This window comes from Streptomyces sp. CMB-StM0423 (assembly GCF_002847285.1).
Taxonomy (GTDB): Bacteria; Actinomycetota; Actinomycetes; order Streptomycetales; family Streptomycetaceae; genus Streptomyces.
The window spans coordinates 1,602,592-1,624,292 of record NZ_CP025407.1 but is presented as its reverse complement, the minus strand read 5'-3'; the positions used below and the strand labels follow the sequence as shown (position 1 = coordinate 1,624,292).

The window sequence follows — 21,701 nt, the reverse complement described above, 5'->3', positions numbered from 1 at the left end:
TCCTTCCTTGCTGCCGCGACGTCCGAACCCGCGGCAGACCCGCAACGGGCGAGCAGCCGCGTCGCCAGGCCGTCCGGGACGGCGGCGCTCGCCGCCCCGGGTGAGCGCGGGCCGGGTGCCGCGCTCCGGCCGGGCAACGACGAGGTGGCCCTTGCCCCGGCCGTGTGCGTACGGAGGGGTGGCACCGTTAGCCCTGTTGGGCCAACCGCCGCCGGGATCGGGGGCAGGCGCGGCCGGGCGATAGTTCCCTTGCGGTGCGCGCTCTCCGCGCAGGGGCCGATACGGCTCGCCGGCTCCCGCCGGCCCGTGCCGTCAGCGTGAGTGACGCCGGCTGCCGACGCGTGCGATGCCCTCCGCAGCCCTCGATCCTGGAGCCCCGGTTGTCCCACCCGCCCTCTGGCCACCTCCACCGCGACGGCCCGGCAGTCCGGGCCCGGCCGAGCCCGGAGAGTCACCTCCGGGAAGCCTTCCCGCGCGTACAGCGGTACCTCGACGAGCTGATCGACCGCTGCTACGCGGTCCCGCACCCGATGCTCCACGCCTCGCTGAAGACGCTCGTCGCCCGCGGCCGGCGCGACCCCCAGGAGTTCTCCCTGCCCCTCCTCGTGCACGCGGCGATCCGCGGCGGCACCGGGCCCGCCGAGCCGGTCGCGGCGGTGCACGCGCTGTGGTGGCGGGCGGCCAACGCGTTCGACGACGTGGTCGACGGAGACGCGGGCCCGCGGACGTACGGGATGGACGGGAGCGCCGCGCTGACCGCCGCCCTGGAGTGCGGCTACGGACTGCCGCTGCGCGTGCTCGCCACCCTGCCCGCGTCCGAGCCGCTGCGCCGCGCCCTGACCGCCGACTACCTCGAAAGCTGGACCGCCGCCACCGACGGGCAGCTCGGCGACCTTCTCAACGAGCCGGGCGAGGTGGGCCCCGACGAGGTGCGCGAGGTCTACCGGAAGAAGAGCGGCGCGGTCTACGCCATGGCCTGCCTCCTGGCCGCCCGGGTGGCGCACGGCGCCGGGTCCGCCGTGGCGGGGCCCGAAGCGGACGAGGTCGCGGCGTGGGGTGAGTTCGGCGAGGTCCTGGGGATCCTGGCGCAGCTCCGCAACGACCACGACGACCTGCGCGACGGCACCGGCGCGGACCTGCGGAACGGGACCGCCACGTACCGCCTCGCGCAGTTGCTGCACCGGCAGGACCGGGCGGAGAGGGAGCGGGCCCGGCTGCTGTTCAGCCGGGCCGCCGCCTCGGAACCCCACCACCGCGAGCTGACGGAACTCCTCGGGTCCCCGGACGTGCTGCGCCCGTGCAACCGGCTCCTGGCCGAGCTGCGCCACCGCGCACACGCCCTGCTGGACCTACTCGCTCCCGCTTCCCCCTTCACCACCCTGCTGCGCGCCCGGGTCGACGCGGAAGCCCGTCCGCTCGACGTACGTGAGCAGGACGAACGCCCCGCCGCCGCACCGTCGTCGGCGGACCCCGGCGGCACCCCGGTCGCCCCCCGCCCCCGCACCGCACCAGGCGGGGAGGCGGGGGCGGACTGACGACCGGGGCCGCCGCACGCCCGTCTGACGCTCCGACCGCGCCTCCCGCCGTTCCTCAGGCGGGTGCCGGCATCGGTCAGGAGCCGTCCGGCGGCCGGTGTCCGGGCCGCCCGCCGCGCGCTAGCCGGCGTCGACGGTGACGGTCCGGCCCGGGGCGACGGAGACCTCGACGTAGCTGTACGTCTCCCCGCCCGCCGTGCCGGTCTTCGCCGGGCGCTTCTTCCCGTCCACCTCGACCGTGGAGTGCTTGCCGGGGAAGCGGGCCTCCCAGGTGTAGGTGGCGGAGCCGGTGTCGTTGGTGAGGGTGGACCTGCTCGCCGCGTCGTGGCGCAGCGTGAACGTGTTGCCGCCGACCGAGACCTCCTCGATCTGCAGCCAGTCCATGCCGGAGGGCAGGCCGGACAGCGTGCTCAGCGAGGTGGCCGGGGCGTCGGGCTCGACGCCCATGAGGCCCTCGACGGTCTGGGAGAGCAGGGTGAAGGAGACCTCGGGGTAGTCGCCGTTGGGGCCCTGCTTCCCCACCGGGTGCTGGTCGCCGCGCCGGTCGTAGACGTACTCCATCCACTTCCACGCCGTGTCGTTCTGCCGGTACGCGAAGAAGGTGTCGGGCAGGTAGGAGATCGCCTCGATGTTCACCGGCTTCCCGTCCCCGCTCGCCCGCTCGTCGATGTAGTCCAGGTACGCGTCGGCGCGCGGTCCCGGGTCGATGAGCTGCTTCATGGCCATGAACCAACTGTTCTCCTTGCCCCAGCCGGTCAGCGGCTCGCCGTCGGTGGTGTAGCCGCGCACCATGTCGGCTCCCGTACCGGCTCCGCTCCACTCGGAGTTGAAGTACCTCTTGAGCTTGCGGGCCTTCTTCTCGTACTCCTTGGCCAGGCGCTTGTCCCCCTTGTCGAGGGCCAGGTCGGACATCGCCAGGAACGCCCGGTACTGGGAGCCGATGGCGTCGCCCGCCTCGGCGAGGGGTTCGTCGCTCGCCTCGTTGTAGCTGGCCGCTCCGGCGAAGATGCCCTTGCCCGTGCCCTCCGCCACGCCGTTGGGCTTGGCGTTGTCGTGGCGCTCGATGAACTCGTTCGTCGTGTGGCGGTAGAAGTCCCAGAACGCGGGGTCGTCGACGTATGCCGGGTCGCCGCTCCAGCGGTACGCCTCGTTCGCCTTCTCGACGAGTTCGAAGGGGGCCGGCACCTCGCGGACGAAGGAGTCGGGGGAGCGGTAGTCGATGGCCAGCTTGGTCCTGTTGTCGAAGTTGAAGGCCCACGCGGGGTAGTAGCCGTGCTCCTCGTCGGCGGAGGCGGCGAACGTACGGAGCATCGCCTTGTTGGCGTCCCGCAGGCCGAGGACTTCGGCGCCGCCGGCCTGGTGCGCCAGATCGCGGGCGTAGTAGCCGCTGCGGTGGGCGTAACCGGCCCAGTAGGACGGGCCGTAGACGCCGGTGCCGGTGCCGGACGGGTTGCGCTCGTCGACGTTGAGGGGTCCCTCGGTGCCGGACTGGTGCACCCAGCCGCCCGCCTTGTGCTTGGCCCAGTCGAACATCTCGACGATCTCCGGGTCGGAGGAGGAGACCACCGGGTCCGCGGGTGCGGAGGGCGAGACCATGAGGTCGTCGGCGTTCACCCAGCCGCGGCCCGACTCGAAGGCGAGTTCCAGCTCGTCGCCTTCGCGCAGCTCGATCCGGCTGAGGGTGTACCGGGCGTACGTGGACCGCGCGGGCAGCTCGGCCGAGCCGGCCTCGGTGCCGTTGACCCGGGCGACGAAGCGCCCGCCGGTGCCGCCGGTGGCGATCCAGGCGGAGAAGTCGTAGGCGGCGTCGGAGGGCGCGGTGATCTGCTGCGAGACCTTCCTGCCCGCGCCCGCGTCGAGGTAGGCCAGGTTCGTGCCGCCGTGCGGCCGGTTGGTCGCCACCCCCGTTCCCGCGGTGAAGGTCCAGCCGGCCGCTCCGTTCTCGAACCCGGGGTTCTGGACGTCGAGCGGTGCCGGGGTCGCGGCCGTGGCGGGGGTGCCGGCTCCGGCCGGATGGCTCAGCAGCAGCGGCGCCAGCGGTACGAGCGTGGCGAGCGCCGTGACGGTGGCGAGGCGGGCGGGGCGGTGTCTCTTCATGGGCGGCTCACTCCGGAGGTCGCGGGGAGAGGGGGTGTCCGGAAGCTAACGGCCCTGCTCGTACGCTTTCAAGAGTTCTGCCGAAACTTCTTGGAAGATCAGGCAGAAAATTTTCAACAAAGTCTTGCAAGTCGATGTGACCGGTTGTTAGCTTCCCGGCGTCGCCCTCCCTCCGCAGAGGCCGGCATCCGAGCCGCAGGCAGAGGTGGTCGCGTATGAACCCGAGTCGTCCGTATCCGAGTCGGCGCAGAGTGCTGGGCCTTGGCGGGGCCCTCGCGGCGAGCGCGGGGCTGGGCGGACTCGCCGCCTGCTCGTCAGGCCCGCGGGCCGGTGCGCACGGCGACCCGGCGAAGGGTGACATCACCGTGTGGAGCTGGGCGGGCCCCGCCGCGGAGATGCGCGCTCTGGTACCGGAGTTCACCAAGGCGCACCCGGGCATCAAGGTCACCGTCGAGGACATCGGCAACCCGGCCATCTGGGACAAGATCACGACCTCGATGGCGGCGGACGGCGCCGGGCTCGCGGACGTCCTGCACATCGGCGTCGACTACCTGCCCGCGTACACGGACCGCTTCCCGGGGCAGCTCGCCGACCTCGGCCCGCTCGGCGCCGGCAAGTACCGGACGGCCTTCGCCGACGGCCTCTGGCAGACGGTCTCCCTGGACGGCTCCCGCGTCGACGCCCTGCCCTGGGAGGCCAACTCCGGCGGCTTCTACTACCGCGCGGACGTCTTCGAGCAGGCCGGTGTGGACGTGACGGCCCTCGGCACCTGGGACGACACCATCGAGGCCGGCCGGGAGATCAAGGCGAAGACCGGCACGTACCTGCTGGGCATCGACAAGCCCGCCTCGCAGCAGGACTCGGCCAACCTCTTCCAGTTGCTGCTCCAGCTCCAGGGCGCCATGTACTTCGATCTCGACGGCGCCATCACGGTCAGCTCACCCGAAGCGGTCCTGGCCATGACGCTCATCAAGCGGATGAACGACGCCGGCCTGGTCAACGACATCTCCGGCGGCTGGAACTCCCTGATCAGCTCGGTCAAGAGCGGCACCGCGGCGGTGCTGCCCTGGCCCACCTGGTTCGGCGGGGTCATCGAGGACTCCGTCCCGGACCAGGCCGGGCTCTGGGGCGTACGCCTGCCGCCCGCCGTCCAGCCCGGCGGCACCAACGCCGCCACCGTCAACTCCACCCACCTGGCTGTCTCCGGCACCAGCCGGCACCAGGCCGCCGCCTTCCGGTTCGTCGAGTTCGTCCTCACCCGCCCCCGGTCCCAGGTGCGCATCTACCGGAACCAGGGCATCGCGCCGGCCCTGATGGCGGCGTACGAGGACCCCGTCTTCCACCAGCCGTCGGAGTTCTTCGGCGGCCAGAAGAAGGGCGAGATCTTCCTCGACGCGCTACGGGCCGACTCCCCGGCCTTCAACTACACCTCCGACTACGCCCGCGCGCTCAAGGCGGTCACCGACGCCCAGACCCGTGTCCTGCTCCGAGGGGCCGATCCGGCCACCGAGCTGCGCCGGGCCGCCGACCAGCTCGCCGCGCAGACCGCACGCAAGGTGGCCCGATGACCACGTCCGCCCCCCAGGCCCGCACCGCGCCGCCGCCCGCGAGAAGGAAGGCGGGGCGGCAGCGGCCGCGCCGCAGCGGGCGCCGGCTCGCGCCGTACCTCTTCCTCCTGCCCGCCGCGGTCCTGTTCGCCGTCTTCAAGCTCTATCCCATCGGCCGGTCCTTCTTCCTCAGCCTCTACAAGTCGGTGGACGGCGTCGACCGGTACGTCGGCCTCGACAACTACGAGCGGCTCATGGACGACCCGCTCTTCTGGACCGCCCTGCGCAACACCGGCGTCATCCTGGTCATCCAGGTCCCGCTGATGCTCGCCCTCGCCACCGGCCTGGCGGTCGCCCTCAACTCCGCGCTGCTGCGCGCCCGGGCGGTCTTCCGGCTCGGCTTCTTCCTGCCGATGATCACCGGCCTCGTCGCGTACGGGATCATCTTCTCCGTACTCCTCAACCAGCAGTACGGGCTGGCCAACTGGCTGCTCTCGCTCGTCGGCGCCGGCGAGGTGCCCTGGCTCACCGACCCGCTGTGGGCGCAGATATCCCTGGGCCTCGCCCTGACCTGGCACTACACCGGCTACAACGCCGTCATCCTGCTCGCCAGGCTGCAGACCATCCCGTCCGAGCTGTACAACGCCGCCGCCGTGGACGGCGCCGGCGCCTGGCAGTCCTTCCGCCACGTGACCCTGCCGGGGCTGCGGCCGGCGCTCCTGCTCACCACGGTGCTCTCCACGATCGGCACCCTGCAGATCTTCGACGAGCCGTACATCCTCACCCGCGGCGGACCGGACAACGCCACGCTCACCATCGGCGTGTACCTGTACCAGAACGCCTTCCAATACTTCGACTTCGGATACGCCTCGGCCATCGCCTACGTGCTCGCCGTGCTCATCGGAGTCCTCGGCCTGATCCAGTTCCGGGTCCTGGGAGACAAGTCATGAGACAAGCCACCGGGCAGTCCCGTTCGCCGGGGAAGAGCATCATGCTCACGTCCGGGTTCGCCGTCGCGCTCGCCGCCGTGCTGATCCCGTTCTACTGGCTCGTCGTCGCCGGCACCCACAGCACCGCCGACATCTTCGGCTCACCGCCGCCGCTGCTGCCCGGCGACCACCTGGGGGAGAACCTCGCCAGCCTCCAGGAGACGGCGTCCTTCGGGCAGGTCGTGCTCAACTCCCTGCTGATCGCAGCGGTCTACACCGTCTGCGCCGGGCTGGTGTGCACCCTCGCCGGGTACGCGTTCGCCAAGTACCGCTTCAAGGGCCGGAACGTGCTGTTCGGCGTGCTGATGCTGGGCCTGGTCATCCCCAACCAGGTGACCCTGGTCCCGCTGTTCCAGATGATGGCGGACTGGCAGTGGCTCAACACGTACCAGGCCGTGATCATGCCGAACCTGGCCCTCCCCTTCGGCATCTTCCTCATGCGCCAGTCCATGGCCGCCCTGCCCGACGAACTGCTGGACTCGGGCCGGATGGACGGCTGCGGGGAGTTCAGGGTCTTCCTGCGCGTCGTGCTGCCCCCGATGAAGCCCGCCCTCGCCGCCCTGGCGATCTTCCTCTTCCTCTTCCAGTGGAACGACTTCATCTGGCCGCTGATCGTCCTGCGCGACAGCGGCTCCTACACCATCCCCGTCGCCCTCGCCTCCCTCCAGGGCGTCGACGACACCGACTACGGCGCCATCCTCGCCGGCACCGCCATCGCCGCCGTCCCCATGGCGCTCGTCTTCCTGGCCCTCCAACGCCACTTCGTCTCCGGCCTGCTCGCCGGGGCCGTCAAGGAGTGAATGTGAGCACCCTGCCGTCCGAGGCCGTCACCACCGCCGAGCTGGCCCCGGCCCCCTACGAGCCGCTGCTCGACACCGTGGAGATGGCCGTCCTCGCCGACGGGGCGCACCCCGCCTGGACCCTGTCCGAACTCCCCGGCGGGCTGCGCATGCTGCACGTCGAGGCCCCCGGCGCCGCCGTCGAGATCCGGCTCTCCGTCCCGCTCGGCGACGCGGCCGGCTACTGGCACCCCAAGGCCGGCTGGCACCGTACCCTCCTCGCGGACTGGGAGGGCCGCGCCACCGTCAGCCTCATCGACGGGCTGGCCGCCGGCTGCCTCTACGACCACACCGGTGCCACGCTGCTCACCTTCGCGGCCGCCGACCCGGCCCCCGAGGTCGCGCTGCGCTACGGGGTGTCCGAGGAGAACGACACCCACGTGGTCCACCTCCACCTCGCCCCCTCCGCCACGCCGCACCGGTTCCTCTTCGCGCCGCGCAGCCCGTCGGTCGCGTCCGCGCTGAGACCGCTGCGCGCCTGGTACGAGGCCCGGATGCCGACGCCGCTGCCGGTCCCCGAGGCGGCCCGGCTGCCGCTGTACTGCACCTGGTACGCCTTCAACCAGGCGATCGACGAGGCCGCCGTCGAACGGCAGGCCGCGCTCGCCGCCGACATGGGCTTCGGGGCGCTGATCCTGGACGACGGCTGGCAGCGCCTCGGCAGCGGTCGCGGCTACGCCGGGGTGGGCGACTGGATCCCCGATCCGGGCAAGTTCCCCGGCTTCACCGCCCACGTCGAGCGCGTACGCGGCACCGGCCTGCGCTACCTGGTGTGGGTCGCGCCCCTGCTCCTCGGTCCCCGGGCGGACTGCCACCCCGTCTGGGCCCCCTTCGCCCCGGCCCGCGCCACGGTCCCCGGCGCGCACGTCCTCGACCCCCGCCATCCGGAGGTACGCGCCCACGTCGTCCGCACCTGCCTGCGCCTGGTCCGCGACCACGGCCTCGACGGCCTCAAGGTCGACTTCCTCAACGAGGCGATGGCCTACGCGGGCGACGGGCGCGGCGACGTCGGCCACGCGCTGACCCTCCTCCTCGCCGAACTGCGGGAGGCGCTGCTCGGCGTACGGCCCGAGCTGCTGCTGGAGCTGCGCCAGCCGTACGTCGGCCCCGGCATGGCCCCCTTCGGCAACATGCTGCGGTCCTTCGACTGCCCGGCCGACTCCGCCGCCAACCGGGTCCGTACCGTCGACACCTCCTTCCTGGCCATCGGCGGCGCCGTCCACTCCGACCCGCTGCTGTGGGACACGAGCGGGCCGGTCGAGGCGGCGGCCCGGCAGTTCATCGGCGCCCTGCACGCGGTGCCGCAGGTCTCCGTACGCCTGGACGCCCTCACCGCGGAGCAGGCCGACGCGGTCCGCTTCTGGCTGGCCCAGTGGCGCCGGCTGCGCCCCCAACTGCTCGACGGCACGACCGAACCAGGGCGTCCCGACGGGCTCTACACCCTGGTCAGCGCGGAGTCCGAGGGTGTACGGGTGCTCACGGTGCACGACGACCGCATCGTTCCGGTACGGCCCGCCACCCACCGCGAGACGGTCCTCGTCAACGCGACGGCCGGGGACCGCCTGGCCGTCGACGTCGAGGACGGCGGCGGGACCGTGGAAATCGAAGTCCACGGTCCTGACGGACGTATCATCGAGCGGACCCGCAGCCCACTCGGACCCGGTCTGCACAGCCTCCCGGTCCCGAGGACCGGCCTGGTACTGCTGACGAAGCCCAGTGACGCGACGTGACCACGTGGGCCCCGGCATGGGGCGTGGGAGAGGAAGAGCATGAAGGTCGGCATCGTTGAGATCGCTGCCCGTGCGGGTGTGAGCGAGGCGACGGTCAGCCGGGTCATCAACCGCCGCCAGGGCGTGGCGAAGAAGACCAGGGACGCGGTCGAGACGGCCATGACGGAACTCGGCTACGAGCGGACCGTGGAGGGGCAGCTCGTCGCGGTGATCACCGAGCACGTCTCCAACCCCTTCTTCGCCGACGTCGCGGAGCGCATCGAGGCGGCCCTGGCCCCGCACGGACTCAAGACCGTGCTCTGCCCGGCGTTCCCCGGCGGGGTGCAGGAGCGGGAATTCATCCTCTCCCTCGTCGACAAGGGCATCGCGGCGGTGGTCTTCCTCTCCTCCTCCAACACGGTGGAGGGCGCCGACACCGAGACGTACGCGCTGCTGCGCGCGCGCCGCATCCCGTATCTCGGGGTCAACGGCGAGTTCGCCGACGAGGTGCCGGCGCCCGTCTACTCCACCGACGACGCCCTGGCGGCGGAGCTGGCCGTCGACCACCTCCACCGCCTCGGCCACCGCGCCATCGGCATGGCCTCGGGCCCGGTCGGCAACCGGCCGGCCGACCGGCGGGTGCGGGGCTTCCTCGACGCCATGCGGCAGCGCGGCACCACGGACGCCGAGCGGTGGGTCATGCGGCACTCGTACTCGGTCGAGGGCGGCCAGGCGGCCGCCCAGACCCTGCTGCGGCTGGGCGCCACGGCGATCGTCGCGGCCAGCGACTACATGGCGCTCGGCGCGATCCGCGGCATCCGCCGCCAGGCGTACGCGGTGCCGGGCGACGTCTCCGTGGTCGGCTACGACGGCTCCGCCATCACCGAGTTCACGGACCCCCCGCTGACGACCGTGCGCCAGCCGGGCGACCGGCTCGCCCTGGAGGTGGGCCGCAGCGTCCTGTCCCTGGTCAGCGGCCGCGACGTACCCACCGGCGAACTCCTCTTCGACCCAGAACTGGTCATCCGCTCCACGACGGGCCCTCCGCCGGTACGGGACTGACCGCGCCGGGGCCGGTGTGCGCGGGCGCCGGTCCCGCGGTCGCTGTTGTTTTCTGATTGCTTCTGTGGGATGTCTGGGTGACCGCCGCGTGTGTACCGCAAAGGTCAGACCTCCGATTACTGCGCCCCAAGTCAGGCTGTTTGCCCCGTACTTGACGAGGGCGCGGTCCATTGACATCCGATGAACCCGCCTTTACGTTCCTCCGCGATCCCCTGACAGGGGAGTCGGGTGGAGGAGTGACACACATGGCAGCACGGCTTTCGCACCGCGGCCGGCGAAGAGCACCGCTCTCCCGTTGGCGCGCCCTGTTCGCGGCGCTCGTCCTGGCGCTGGCCGCCGGCCTCCTCGCCGCCCCGGCCACCCGGGCGGAGGTTCAGCATCCGCGGCAGGAGTGGCTGCGCGACTCCACCGCCGGCCTCTTCCTGCACTGGGGCATGTTCACCGCGCCCCGGCACCTCGACTGCGAGGAGTGGGAGCGCGACGTCACCGGGGGCGGCTGGTCCGCGGACTACTGGGTGGACGAGGCGAAGAAGCTCGGCGCCTCGTACATCGTGCTGGCGACCTTCCACAGCCGGCTCGGCTACGCCCGCCCGTGGCCGTCGGAGATCCCCGGCAGTTGCGCCACGGAGCGCGACCTGCTCGGCGAACTCGTCGCGGCCGGGCAGGAGAAGGACGTCAAGATCATCATGTATATGACCGACGACCCGCAGTGGCACAACGAGCAGGGCGTCGAGACGCTCGACTCGGCCGCGTACTCCGCCCACAAGGGCCGGGACGTGGACCTGACCACCCGCGCCGGGTTCGGCATGTACAGCTACGACCTGTTCTTCGAGCTGATGGAGAACTATCCCGGCCTGGCCGGCTTCTGGATCGACAACGACAACGAGTACTGGGAGGAGAACGACCTCTACGAGCAGATCCGCGAGCGGCGTCCCGACTGGCTGCTGAGCAACAACAACGAAGACACGCCGATCATGGACACCGTCAGCAACGAGCAGAAGACCGGCATGACCCCCTCGTACGACTACCCGTCCGCCGTGACCGTGCCCATGCCGCGGCTGACGGAGGCGGACTACAAGCTGCCCACCACCGGTAGCTGGTGGTACGACGGCGGCGACCACGAGGTCGACGCGCGGCTGAGCACCGGCCGCTACATCACCAACGCCGGCGCCTCGATGAAGTCGCTCATGGCCGAGACCCCGATGGTGAACGGCAAGATGCCGCCGCAGCAGGAGGCGTTCAACGACTTCATGGGCCGGTGGGTCGAGCCCGTCAGGGAGTCGGTCTACGGCGTCGAGGGCGGCGGCTACATGTACGGCGGCATGCAGCCCGGCTTCTGGAACGACGGCGCCCACGGCGTGGTCACCGTCGGCCGGGGCGACGGCGGCACCCGCACCCAGTACGTCCACGTGCTCACCCGGCCCCGTACCGACTCCGTCCGGCTGCGCGACAACGGCTATCGCGCGACCGCGGTGACCGACCTGCGCACCGGCGAGGAGATGCGCTTCAGCCAGTCCGGCGGCTACCTCTCGATCCTGGACATCCGCGACTGGGACCCGTACGACACCGTCTTCAAGGTCACCACCGACGGCGGGCAGCCCTCCTACGACGCCGCAGGAGTGACCGCCACCGCCTCCTCCGCACGCGCCGGCCACCCGGCCGCCGACCTCACCGACGGCGACTACGAGACCTACTGGGACAGCGACGGCCGACTGCCCGCGTCCGTCACCCTGGACCTGGGCGCGCGCAAGCCCGCCACGGCGCTGGCGGTCAACCAGCGCGAGTGGTCCCCGACGCACGCCCGTACGACCTTCGGCCGCCCCGAGGACTCCGCGCGCATCAGGGACTACCGCGTCTACGTGAGCGACGACGGCAAGCACTTCAGGCAGGTGCGCGCCGGGGCGATGCGCAGCGCCCGCGGGGTGCAGGTCGTCGACATCGGCGACCAGCAGGCCCGTTACCTCAAGCTGGAGGTACGCAGCCTCTGGGGCGGCCCGCAGGCCCCGGAGTTCTTCGGGCAACTGCGCGTCGACGAGATCCAGGTGGCCCACGGCCGCCCCGCGGCCACCCGCGCCGCACTGCCGCTGGAGGCCGAGGCGCGGGACAACCGGCTGCAGGGCGGGGCGCGCCCGACCGGGTGCGACGCCTGCTCCGGCTCGCGGCACGTCGCCGGGCTCGGCGGCGGGGAGCGCAGCTCCGTCACGTACCGCGATGTCCGCGCGCCCGCGGACGGCGACTACCGCCTCCAGCTCGACCACACCGCGCGCGGCGACTCGTCGCTGTCGGTGAGCGTCAACGGCGCGGCGCCCGTCGGCGTCTCCGTCGCCGGCAGCAACGCGGAGGTGCCGGAGAGCACGGCGGTCTCCGTACCGCTGAAGGCCGGAGCGAACACGGTGAAGGTCTTCAGCTCCGACAGCCGGGGCCCCGGCCTGGACCGGATCTCGGTCGGCCCGCTGCCCCCGGCCTCGTACCGGCCGAAGACGACGCTCACCGTCCGCCCGCACGGCCTGCAGTGGGCCGGCCCGGGCCGGCGCTCGACCACGGTCACCGCGCAGCTCCGGCTGGACGACGACGAGCAGCTCACCGACGTCCGCCTCGCCCCGCGGCTGCCGGCCGGCTGGGCGGCGGAGGGCGGGCCGGCCACGGCCTCGTCGCTGCGGCTGGGCCAGACGCTTGAGGCGAGCTGGACGGTCACCTCACCGCCCGGCCAGGACATCGGCTCGGCGGACATCCCGGTGGCGGCGGACTTCGAGGTGCTGGGGCGCGGCAAGAGCGTGTCGGACGAGGTGTCGCTACGGACGCTGCCCGGCGACCGGGCGTGGATGCGCGAGGCGGAGGACTCGGCGAACGACCTCGGCACGACGGGGATCACCGGGTGCGGCCCCTGCTCGGGCGACGAGAAGATCCGCAACATCGGCGGCGGCGCGGAGGCGTCGGTGGTCTTCCCGGACGTGCGGGTGGACGAGGGCGGCGAGCGGACGCTGTACATCGACTACACGGTGAACGGCACGCGCACGTTCCAGGTGAGCGTCAACGGCGGCCCGCCGGCGGAGGCGACGGTGACGGACATCGGCAACAACACCCCACGCACGACCTCGCTCCCGATCACCCTCCAACCAGGCACCAACACGATCAGAATCGGCAACGCCACCGACTCCGCCCCAGACCTCGACCGCCTCTCCCTGGGCACCCGGGAAGCCACGCCGTAGGCCCGCGGGCCGGGAGCGGCACGACGCGTGGCCGCGTGGGGGTACGGACTCCGGTCCGTACCCCCACACCGGCCGGCTGAACTGCGACTTCGCGACGGGCGTGCGGCCCGCCGGGCGGGCCTGCGGCACCCGAATGGGTTCCTCGGGAGGCTGTGGTGGGCTCTCGTGCGCAGCATGGGGGTATGGATGCCGAGCGGATGTCTGGGATCGATCCTGCCTCCAGCCCCAGTGGGGACGGGTGTGCCGGGTGTTTGGCCGGGGAGGGGCCCGGGTGGTGGTTTCACTTGCGGCGGTGTGCCGCCTGTGGGCGCATCGGGTGTTGTGACTCCTCGCCCTCGCAGCACGCCAGCCGGCATGCGCGGGAGACCGGGCATCCGGTGCTGACCAGTTTCGAGCCCGGTGAGGACTGGTTCTGGAACGCCGACACCGGGCAGTTCGTCGACGGGCCCGCGATGAGCCCGCCGCACGCGCACCCCGACGGGCAGCCCGTGCCGGGGCCCGCGGGGAAGGTTCCGCCGGACTGGCAGCAGCACCTCAACTGACGCGTCCTGGAGCTGTCGATGACGAATGTGCTTCCCACCGCCGACCCGTGGCCGGCGCTGCGCGTCGCGGACTGGGCGGACACCCGCCAGTCCCTGCACATGTGGACCCAGATCGTCGGGAAGGTCCGGCTGGCGCTGGCGCCGATGGTCAACCACTGGTGGCAGGTGGCGTTCTACGTCTCCGCCCGCGGTCTGACGACGTCCGCGATCCCCGGCCGCCGCACGTTCGACATGGAGTTCGACTTCGTCGACCACCAGTTGCGGCTGCGCACCACGGCCGGCGCCGTGGAGACCGTCGCGCTGGAGGCGAAGCCGGTCGCCGACTTCTACCGGGAGACGATGGCGGCCCTGGAGCGGGCCGGGGTCGACGTCTCCATCCTGGCCCGCCCGGTCGAGGTGGAGGTGGCGATCCCGTTCGCCGAGGACCGCACCCACACCGCGTACGACCCCGAGCACGCGCGCGCCTTCTGGGGCCAGTTGGTGCAGGCGTCGCGGGTGCTGAGCGAGTTCCGGTCGCGCTTCATCGGCAAGGTCAGCCCCGTGCACTTCTTCTGGGGCGGCATGGACATGGCCGTCACCCGGTTCTCGGGACGCACCGCACCCGTCCACGCCGGCGGCACCCCCAACTGCCCGGACTGGGTGATGACCGAGGGCTACTCGCACGAGCTGAGCAGCGCCGGCTTCTGGCCGGGCGGCGACGGCGAGGGCATGTTCTACGCGTACGCCTATCCGGAGCCGCCGGGCTTCAGCGACCATCCGGTCCCGGCCGGGGCCTATGCGCAGGAGTGGAAGCAGTTCCTCCTGCCGTACGAGACCGTACGCACCGCCCCTGACCCCGACGCCCTGCTGCTGGGCTTCCTGCAGTCCACGTACGAGGCGGCCGCCCTCCACGGCGACTGGGACCGCGCCGCCCTGGAGGACGACCCCGCCCGCCGGGCGGGCCCGCGCTGACAGAGGAGAGCCATGACCGACCAGAAGCCGGCCATCGACCTGGAGAACCTGCCCGCTCCCGAGACCGGGATGGTCGTGACGCTCTTCCTGACCGTCCGGCGCATCGCCCGCTCCCGGGCCTTCTACAGCGAGGTCCTGGGCGGGCAGGTCGTCCTGGAGGAGAACCCCTGCATCGTCAAGCTCGCCAACTCGTGGGTGATCATGAACCCGGGCGGCGGTCCGACCCCCGACAAACCGGATATCACCGTGGTGGACTACGAGCCCGGCGACACGGTCTCCAGCTTCATGAACCTCCGCGTCGCCGACATCGACGCGGTCTACCGGGAGTGGAGCGCCAAGGGAGCCACCTTCGTCACCCCGCCCATCGACCGCGGGCCGGAGAAGCGCTGCTACCTGCGCGACCCCGACGGCTACCTGATCGAGGTGGGCCAGGCCACCGGCATGCTCGAAGGCGTCTTCGCGAAGAAGCGCCCCGAGGACCTGCCCGGCTGAACGAGCCCGCCGCGGCCCCGGGTTGAGCCGCCGGTGCGGACCGCGACGGACAGCAGCCCGACCGTCGCTGCCGCCGATCGGGTGAACGCCGTGTCCGCTGTCGGAGTGGCGGGATGAGCGGTGACCCGTCCGGCCCAATCATGAGGGCATGACTGTGCGTACCGCTGACGGAGCGGCATCGGTGGACCGGGCGATGGCCGCGATGTCCGAGGCCGGCGTCAGACTCATCGCGTTGAGCTGGGTCGACAACGCGGGCATCGGCCGGGTCAAGACCGTGCCGCTCGCCCGGCTTCCCCGGCTCGCGGTCCACGGCGTGGGGATGTCCCCGGTGTTCGACACCTTCCTCGTGGACGACTCGATGGCCCGTACCGACGGCTACGGCGGCCCCGTCGGCGACCTGCTCCTGCTGCCGGACCTGAACCGGCTCACCCGGCTCGCCGCACAGCCCGGCTGGGCGTGGGCGCCCGCGGACCGGTACAGCCAGGACGGCGAGCCGTACCCGGGGTGCCACCGGTCCTTCGTCAACCGCATGGTGCGGGCCGCGGCCGGCCAGGGGCTGAGCCTGCGGATGGGGTTCGAGACGGAGTGGAGCGTCGGCCCCGGCGCCCTCGGCGACGGGCCTGCGTACGGGCTGGCCCGGCTGGCGGACTCCGGCGCGTACCTCCTCGACATCGTCGACGCGCTCACCGCGCAGGGCGTGGAGGTCCTCCAGATCCATCCGGAGTACGAGCCGGGGCAGTTCGAGATCTCCACCGTCCCGGAAGCCCCGCTGGACGCCGCCGACACCGCCGTCCTCGTCCGGCACACGGTACGGACCGTCTCCCACGCCCACGGGCTGCGCGCCTCCTTCGCGCCCCTCCCCGGGCACTCCGGCATCGGCAACGGCGGGCACGTGCACCTGAGCCTGTGGCGCGGCGAGAAGAACCTGATGCACGGCGGTACGGGCCCGCGCGGCACGGCGCCGGACGGGGAGGCGTTCCTCGCCGGGCTGCTGCGGTCGCTGCCCGCCCTGACCTGCGTAGGCTGCCCGTCCCCGGCCAGCTATCTGCGGCTGGCACCGTCCTCGTGGTCCGGCGCCTACCGCTGCTGGGGCTGGGAGAACCGGGAGGCGGCGCTGCGCTTCATCACCGGGCCCGCGGGCGAGGCGGCCCAGCGCGCGAATGCCGAGCTCAAGTGCTTCGACCAGGCGGCCAATCCGTACCTGGTGGTGGGCTCGGTCATCGCCGCGGGTCTCGCGGGCCGCGAGGACGCGCTGCGCCTGCCGGCGGAGTTCACCGACGACCCGGCCCACGCCGACCCCGGTGAACTCGCGCAGCGCGGCATCGAGCGGCTGCCGGCCGGTCTGGCGGACGCGGTACGGCACCTCAGGAGCTCGGTGGTGCTGCGCAAGGCGATGGGGGACCACCTCTTCGACGCGCTGCTCGCGGTACGCGAGGCGGAGGACGGTCTCTTCGCCGGCCGCTCCCGGGCCGAGACCGTCGACGCCACCCGCCGGCGGTACTGACCCCGGGCGTACGGTCCGGTCAGCCGAGCAGTCGCCGCAGTTCCTCGGCGAGTTCGCGCGCCCGCTCCAGGTCGGCGGGCGCCGGTGCCCCCGTGCCGCCGGTGACCGGGCCGGCCTCGGGAGCCTCGGCGCCTTCGGCGTCGAGCGCGCTCAGCCGTACGGTCTCGGTGGTCTCGGAGACGTCGATGTCGAAGACCACGCGGTCGGCGCGGTGCCAGGTGGTGAACCACTCCAGCGCGTGCCCGTGCTGGTCGGTGGTCTCCCCTTCGAGCATCAGCAGCGGGCCGCCCGGTTCGGTGCGCAGCGCCTCCGCGAGCATGTCGTCGGCCGCGACCGCGCGGACCTGCCGCCGCCCGCTGACCGGCCGCAGCCCGTAGTTCCGGGTGAGCAGCCGGTGCAGCGAGGCGTCGGTCAGGTCCGCGGCGCGCAGTCCGGGGACCTTCGCGGCGGGCAGCCAGGTGCGTACGTACGCCAGCGGATCGCCGCCGACGAGGCGGAGGCGCTCCAGGCGCAGCGCGTCCGCCGTGTGCAGGAACGCCTGCGCGCGCGGCGGCGGGGTGCCGGGGCCCAGCGTGCGGACGACGGTGTGCAACTCCTGCCCGGCGACGGCGAACTGGTCGGAGAGCCCGGTCGCCCGCTGCACCAGCCGCCGGTACTCGGCAGGCGACGCCACCAGCGTGGGCCGGCCCTGGCGGCGGATGACCAGGCCGTCGGCGGCCAGTCCCGCCACCGACTGGCGCACGACGCTGCGCCCGACGCCGAACGTGGCGCACAGCTCGGCCTCGCTCGGCAGGGGCGCCCCCGGCGGCAGGTCGTGGCCCAGGATCTGCTGGCGCAGGGACTGGGCGACCTGCTGGTGCAGGGGCCGCGGGTCACTTCTGTCGACTGCCATATCGCCCGGAGTCTACGAGGCCGTCCCGGGCCGCTCCACGGCGGCCGCCGCGCCCGCAGCCGTCGCCGCGGCCGCCTCGCCCGCCTGCGCCGTCCGCCACACCTGGCCCCAGCCCGGCGCCAGTTCCGCGGCGCGCCGGGTGGCCAGCACCAGGCTCGCCTCCCGGGCGACGCCCTTGCCCGCGATGTCGAAGGCGGTGCCGTGGTCGACGGAGACCCGGACGACGGGCAGGCCGACGGTGATGTTCACGCCGTCGTCGCCGTAGACCGCCTTGAAGGGGGCGTGGCCCTGGTCGTGGTAACAGACGACGACGAACTTCCACGCGCCCCTGACCGCGGCGGGGATGAGCGCGTCGGCGGGCAGCGGCCCGACCGCGCGGATACCGGCGGCGTCCGCCCGCTCCACCGCGGGCGCCAGCACGTCGGCGTCCTCGTCGCCGAAGAGGCGGTTCTCGCCCGCGTGCGGGTTGAGTCCGGCGACGCCGATCGGCTCCTCGGGCAGGCCGAGGGCGCGGGCGAACGAGCCGACGAGGCGCAGGACGTTGTCCGTACGCGCGGGGGAGACCCCGGCGATGGCCTCGGTGAGGGACACGTGGGTGGTGAGGTGGAAGAAGTACAGCTCGCCCGCGGAGAGCACGAGGCTGAAGTTCTCCACGCCGAACTCGTGCGCCAGCAGCTCGGTGTGCCCGGGCCAGAGGTGGCCCCCGGCGTGCATGGCGGCCTTGTTCAGCGGCGCGGTGACGATGCCGTCGACCAGCCCGTCGCGGGCCAGCGCGCAGGCGCGCTTGACGAAGCGGGCGGAGCCGTCGCCGGCCGCCGCGCTGAGTTCGCCGTACGGGACCGCCCTCAGGGAAGGACCGTCCTGCACCAGGTCGATGGTCCCCGGCTCGTTCCCGGCGTCGCGGGGCGAGTCGACGACGCGCACCGCGGCCGGGTCCTCGCCGATCAGCTCGACGGCTCTGCGGACGGCGTCGGCGTCGCCGACCACGACCGGCCGGCTGACGCCGCGCAGCTCGTCGTGGTGCAGCAGGGTACGGGCCGTGATCTCCGGTCCGATTCCGGCCACGTCGCCCAGGGTGAGGGCAAGCGTGGGCACCTGCGGGTCGTTCACCGGTGACTCCTCTCCGTTCGCACCGCTTGCGCGGCCTTGATCAGTACATCGGGGCTGCCGAAGCCCCCGGCCTTGGTGGCCACGGGCAGCCCGGCGGCCGGGCCGCCGACGACGACGCCGAGCGGCACGCCCGGCTCGACGGTGTCGTACAGCCTGATACCGGTCCCGCCGAGCCGCTCCAGGACCGCGCGGGCGCCGTCGCCTCCGGTGGCGACCAGGCCGGCGACCGTGCCCGCGGCCACCGCGTGCGCGGCGGCGTCCGAGAGCCGGCGGGCGACCAGCTCCGGGTCCACGGCCGTGGCGCCCCGGTCGGGGGTGCTCAGCAGCAGCGTGGCCGGGCGGCCGGCCGCCGCCGTCCGCACCCGGGTGAGGAACCCCGCCCACGCGTCGTCCTCGGTGAGGTCCCGCGCGGTGGGCCGCAGGTGTTCCGCGGAGTGCGCGGCGAGGGCTTCGGCCTGGGCGCGCGAGGCGTCGTGCAGGCTCGTCACCACCACGAGGGCGGTGCCGGCAGGGTCCCCGGCGGGTACGGCGTCCGGGCGGGTCTCCGGCGCGCTGCCGGGCGCCTGCGCCTCCCGCGGCCGCCACCGGGCGGCCAGCGGGCCCGCGAGACCCGCGGAGCCCACGGCGAGCGCCTGCTCGCCGAGGTCCGCGACGGTACGCGCGATCCGGTCCAGGTCCTCGTCGCTCGCGGCGTCGAGGACGACGATCCGGCTGCCCGCCGCGCGGACCTCCGCGGCCCAGGCCGCGGGCGTCCACCGCGGATCGAGGCGTACGAGCGGCGCGTCGAGCAGCGTCGGCAGATGGCTGACCGTCACGGGCGTCACCGGGTCGCGGCCCACCGCGGTCTCACTGACCGGGCGGCCGTCGACCAGCAGGACGCCGTCCACGACGGTGCGGCCCACGGCAGGGAAGGCGGGGCACACCAGCGCGACGGTGCCCGGGGCGAGCACGTCGAGCATGGCGTCGACCTCGGCGCGGACCGGCCCGCGCAGCGTCGAGTCCACCTTCTTGAAGAGGTGGGTCACGCCGCCGCGCAGCAGCCCGGTGGTCGCGGCGCGTACGAGGTCCGCCGCCCCGGCGTCCGGCCGGGCCCGGGAGTCCGTGGTGATCGCCACGACGGAGACGTCACCGCCGCTGCCGTCGGCGCCTCCGGGCCGGTCGCCGCCCAGCCGCAGCAGGGTGGGCCAGCCCGCCGCGGCGAACTGCACGGCGGTGTCGCCGGCGCCCGTGAGGTCGTCGGCGACGATCGCCACCTCGTACGTCATGCGCGCTGCTCCTGCTCCGGGCGGTCCGCGAGGCCGCCCGCGGAGCCGTGCACGGCGTCGTCCGCGGACGCGGGGGCGTCGGCCGCCCCGGCTGCCCCGGCCGGGTCTTCTGGCTCTTCCGTGACGCCCCCCTGCCGCAGGGCACCCTTCCGCTTCAGCGCGTACGCCGCGATCAGCGGCGCGACGATCGCCGTGACCAGGGCCGACGCCGCGACCTGCGCCGTGGCGGTGCCGACGTACTCCTCGAAACGGGGGTCCGCGGCGGCGACGACGGCGGGGGTGGCGATGGCGTTGCCCGCGGTGGTGCCGGCGGCGAAGCCGAGGCCGGACATGGTGCCGCGGCGCAGGATGTACCGGTAGCCGAGGTAGACCAGGCCGCCGGTGAACGGCGCGATGACCAGGCCCAGGGCCAGGCCGGTCACGCCGCCGGTGACGATGTCGCCGAGGTCGATGCCGGTGCCGAGGGAGAACGCGAAGAACGGGATGACGATGTTCGGCACCGGCTGGACGACCCGGCGCCACTCGGCGTCGATGTTGCCCACCAGCACGCCCAGCAGGAACGGGACGATCGCGCCGAGCAGGGCGAGGAACGGGATGTCGCCGAGGCCCGAGGCGCCGAGGAAGAGCAGCGTCAGGAAGGGCCCGTCGTTGATGGCGCTGGCCACGTACGCCCCGCGGTCCCGCTCGTCGCCGTACTGACCGGAGAAGGCGAGCCAGAGGCCGCCGTTGCTGTTGTCCATCGAGGCGAGCAGGGCGAGCAGCGAGATGCCGAGCAGCCCGTCGAGGCCGACGCCGAGCCCGAGCAGCACGACCAGCGTGGCCGGGATCAGGCTCTTCATCACCAGCAGCGTGCCCGCGTGGGCCAGGATCGGGCCGCCGGTGCGGAGGGAGACCTGGGTACCCGTCGCGAAGATCAGCAGGGCGATGAGGGGCAGCGCGCTGTCCTGGAAGAGCGCGGTGGTGAAGCTGCCGATCCCGAGGGCCCCGGGGGCGAAGGTGCCGAAGATCGCGCCGAGGATCAGCGGGATCAGCATCAGTCCGCCGGGTATGCGCTGCATGGTGGCGAACAGGGGGACCCTGGACTTCTCTGGACCGCTCACGCCAACCTCCTCGTCGGCATCAGGAACGGCGCGGGCGCCGAACTTGTACGTATCTGTTGTACGTACAAGATGCCACACCGGACCGGGAAGGGGAAGCCTCGGCTTTCCGGGCCAGGTGGCGGCAGCGGAAACCGGCCCTCGCCGAGGCGGGGGCCGGTGCGGAAACTGCAGGCTGGGGGCGGTACGGGCCAGGGGGTGAGGACTCCGTGGCGGAGGACGACCACGCCGTTCCTGAGCGTCCGGGAACCCGGCAGGTCGAAGTCCGCCCGGCTCTCCCGATCGAAGACCAGGTCGCCGGCGCCCGCCCGGACGAACTGCGGGTACAGCCACAGATGCAGCTCGTCCAGCAGGCCCTCGCGCACCATCAGGTGGGTGACCGGGCCGATGCCGTACTGCACGATGTGCCCGCCGCTCTCCGCCTTGAGCGCGCTGATCCGCTCGGCCAGCCCGTCGGCGACCACCTCGGTGTTCGCCCAGGCCGCGTCCTGGAGCGTGGTGGAAGCCACCGGCTCCCGCATGGAGTTGGGGCGGTCGGCGACAGGGTCGCCGCTGCGCTCCGGCCACGCGCCGGCGAACACGTCGTACGTCCTGCGGCCCATCAGCAGGGTGTCGCACTGCTCCAGGAGGGCGAGTTGGACCTCCTCGTGCTCCTTCGCGGCGCCGCCCGGCAGCGCCGGCCAGGTGTGCGGGCCGTCGACGACGCCGTCGAGGGTCACGTAACTGGAGTTGATGATCTTGCGCATGCCCGGATCCTTGGCCGGAGGAACGGTTGGGCTCCCAGCCTCGGGCAGCCGCGGGCCCGGCTGAAGGTCCACTCGGCGCGCTGATCCGTGGACCATCCGGCGGCGGACCGGACGT

The 21,701-nt window shown here is 72.9% G+C and carries 17 protein-coding genes; 11 read left to right on the top strand and 6 right to left on the bottom strand.

All coding sequences use genetic code 11. From position 1 onward, the window contains the following. The first annotated feature begins 380 nt into the window (after positions 1 to 380). Entirely contained in the window at positions 381 to 1,535 is a 1,155-nt protein-coding gene (locus tag CXR04_RS06815) for a polyprenyl synthetase family protein (RefSeq protein WP_107497102.1), read from the top strand. Positions 1,536 to 1,655: 120 nt separating this feature from the next. Here CXR04_RS06815 and CXR04_RS06810 read toward each other — a convergent pair whose 3' ends face one another. Beyond that, on the bottom strand, positions 1,656 to 3,632 hold the full coding sequence (locus tag CXR04_RS06810; protein WP_101420979.1) for a hypothetical protein: 1,977 nt from the start codon (positions 3,630 to 3,632) through the stop codon (positions 1,656 to 1,658). A 215-nt stretch (positions 3,633 to 3,847) separates the two neighbouring features. On the opposite strand from CXR04_RS06810, the gene CXR04_RS06805 reads away from it, so the two are divergent. The 10 genes from CXR04_RS06805 to CXR04_RS06760 all read left to right on the top strand — a co-directional run bounded on the left by CXR04_RS06805 (position 3,848) and on the right by CXR04_RS06760 (position 16,476). Continuing rightward, positions 3,848 to 5,200 carry an ABC transporter substrate-binding protein gene (locus tag CXR04_RS06805; RefSeq protein WP_101420978.1) on the top strand — a complete coding sequence of 451 codons (1,353 nt, stop codon included), beginning with the start codon at positions 3,848 to 3,850 and terminating at the stop codon, positions 5,198 to 5,200. Then, on the top strand, positions 5,197 to 6,129 hold the full coding sequence (locus CXR04_RS06800; protein WP_101420977.1) for a carbohydrate ABC transporter permease: 933 nt from the start codon (positions 5,197 to 5,199) through the stop codon (positions 6,127 to 6,129). The genes CXR04_RS06805 and CXR04_RS06800 overlap by 4 nt, the downstream gene beginning before the upstream one ends. Continuing rightward, the gene (locus tag CXR04_RS06795; RefSeq protein WP_101420976.1) at positions 6,126 to 6,968 is read left to right on the top strand and encodes a carbohydrate ABC transporter permease; all 843 of its coding nucleotides are present in this window, start codon (positions 6,126 to 6,128) and stop codon (positions 6,966 to 6,968) included. The genes CXR04_RS06800 and CXR04_RS06795 overlap by 4 nt, the downstream gene beginning before the upstream one ends. A gap of 2 nt (positions 6,969 to 6,970) precedes the next feature. Further along, positions 6,971 to 8,737 carry a glycoside hydrolase family 36 protein gene (locus CXR04_RS06790; RefSeq protein ID WP_234380095.1) on the top strand — a complete coding sequence of 589 codons (1,767 nt, stop codon included), beginning with the start codon at positions 6,971 to 6,973 and terminating at the stop codon, positions 8,735 to 8,737. 39 nt (positions 8,738 to 8,776) lie between these two features. Beyond that, positions 8,777 to 9,778 (top strand): LacI family DNA-binding transcriptional regulator, encoded by a 1,002-nt coding sequence (locus CXR04_RS06785; RefSeq protein ID WP_101420975.1) that lies wholly within the window; start codon positions 8,777 to 8,779, stop codon positions 9,776 to 9,778. 245 nt (positions 9,779 to 10,023) lie between these two features. Next, positions 10,024 to 12,987: an alpha-L-fucosidase gene (locus tag CXR04_RS06780; protein WP_101420974.1), complete on the top strand. Its 2,964-nt coding sequence runs from the start codon at positions 10,024 to 10,026 to the stop codon at positions 12,985 to 12,987. Positions 12,988 to 13,169: 182 nt separating this feature from the next. Continuing rightward, positions 13,170 to 13,529, top strand: coding sequence for a UBP-type zinc finger domain-containing protein (locus CXR04_RS06775; RefSeq protein ID WP_101420973.1), 360 nt, complete (start codon positions 13,170 to 13,172; stop codon positions 13,527 to 13,529). Between the two features lie 18 nt (positions 13,530 to 13,547). Further along, complete coding sequence (locus tag CXR04_RS06770) at positions 13,548 to 14,480, top strand: DUF5996 family protein (protein ID WP_101420972.1); 933 nt, start codon at positions 13,548 to 13,550, stop codon at positions 14,478 to 14,480. Between the two features lie 12 nt (positions 14,481 to 14,492). Continuing rightward, positions 14,493 to 14,972, top strand: a complete 480-nt coding sequence (locus CXR04_RS06765; protein WP_101420971.1) for a VOC family protein — start codon at positions 14,493 to 14,495, stop codon at positions 14,970 to 14,972. A gap of 148 nt (positions 14,973 to 15,120) precedes the next feature. After that, a complete protein-coding gene (locus CXR04_RS06760) occupies positions 15,121 to 16,476 on the top strand; it encodes a glutamine synthetase family protein (protein WP_101420970.1) in 1,356 nt (451 codons plus the stop codon). 19 nt (positions 16,477 to 16,495) lie between these two features. On the opposite strand, the gene CXR04_RS06755 is transcribed toward CXR04_RS06760, so the two are convergent. The 5 genes from CXR04_RS06755 to CXR04_RS06735 are packed head-to-tail and all read right to left on the bottom strand — an operon-like array spanning position 16,496 to position 21,586. After that, entirely contained in the window at positions 16,496 to 17,368 is an 873-nt protein-coding gene (locus CXR04_RS06755) for a GntR family transcriptional regulator (protein ID WP_101420969.1), read from the bottom strand. A 12-nt stretch (positions 17,369 to 17,380) separates the two neighbouring features. Next, a complete protein-coding gene (gene pdxA, locus CXR04_RS06750) occupies positions 17,381 to 18,478 on the bottom strand; it encodes a 4-hydroxythreonine-4-phosphate dehydrogenase PdxA (RefSeq protein ID WP_101420968.1) in 1,098 nt (365 codons plus the stop codon). Beyond that, positions 18,475 to 19,743, bottom strand: coding sequence for a four-carbon acid sugar kinase family protein (locus tag CXR04_RS06745; protein ID WP_101420967.1), 1,269 nt, complete (start codon positions 19,741 to 19,743; stop codon positions 18,475 to 18,477). Before CXR04_RS06745 ends, pdxA begins: the two co-directional genes overlap by 4 nt. Continuing rightward, positions 19,740 to 20,843 carry a 2-keto-3-deoxygluconate permease gene (locus CXR04_RS06740; protein ID WP_234380094.1) on the bottom strand — a complete coding sequence of 368 codons (1,104 nt, stop codon included), beginning with the start codon at positions 20,841 to 20,843 and terminating at the stop codon, positions 19,740 to 19,742. Before CXR04_RS06740 ends, CXR04_RS06745 begins: the two co-directional genes overlap by 4 nt. Beyond that, the gene (locus tag CXR04_RS06735) at positions 20,840 to 21,586 is read right to left on the bottom strand and encodes a dihydrofolate reductase family protein (protein WP_159072266.1); all 747 of its coding nucleotides are present in this window, start codon (positions 21,584 to 21,586) and stop codon (positions 20,840 to 20,842) included. Before CXR04_RS06735 ends, CXR04_RS06740 begins: the two co-directional genes overlap by 4 nt. Positions 21,587 to 21,701: the final 115 nt, after the last annotated feature.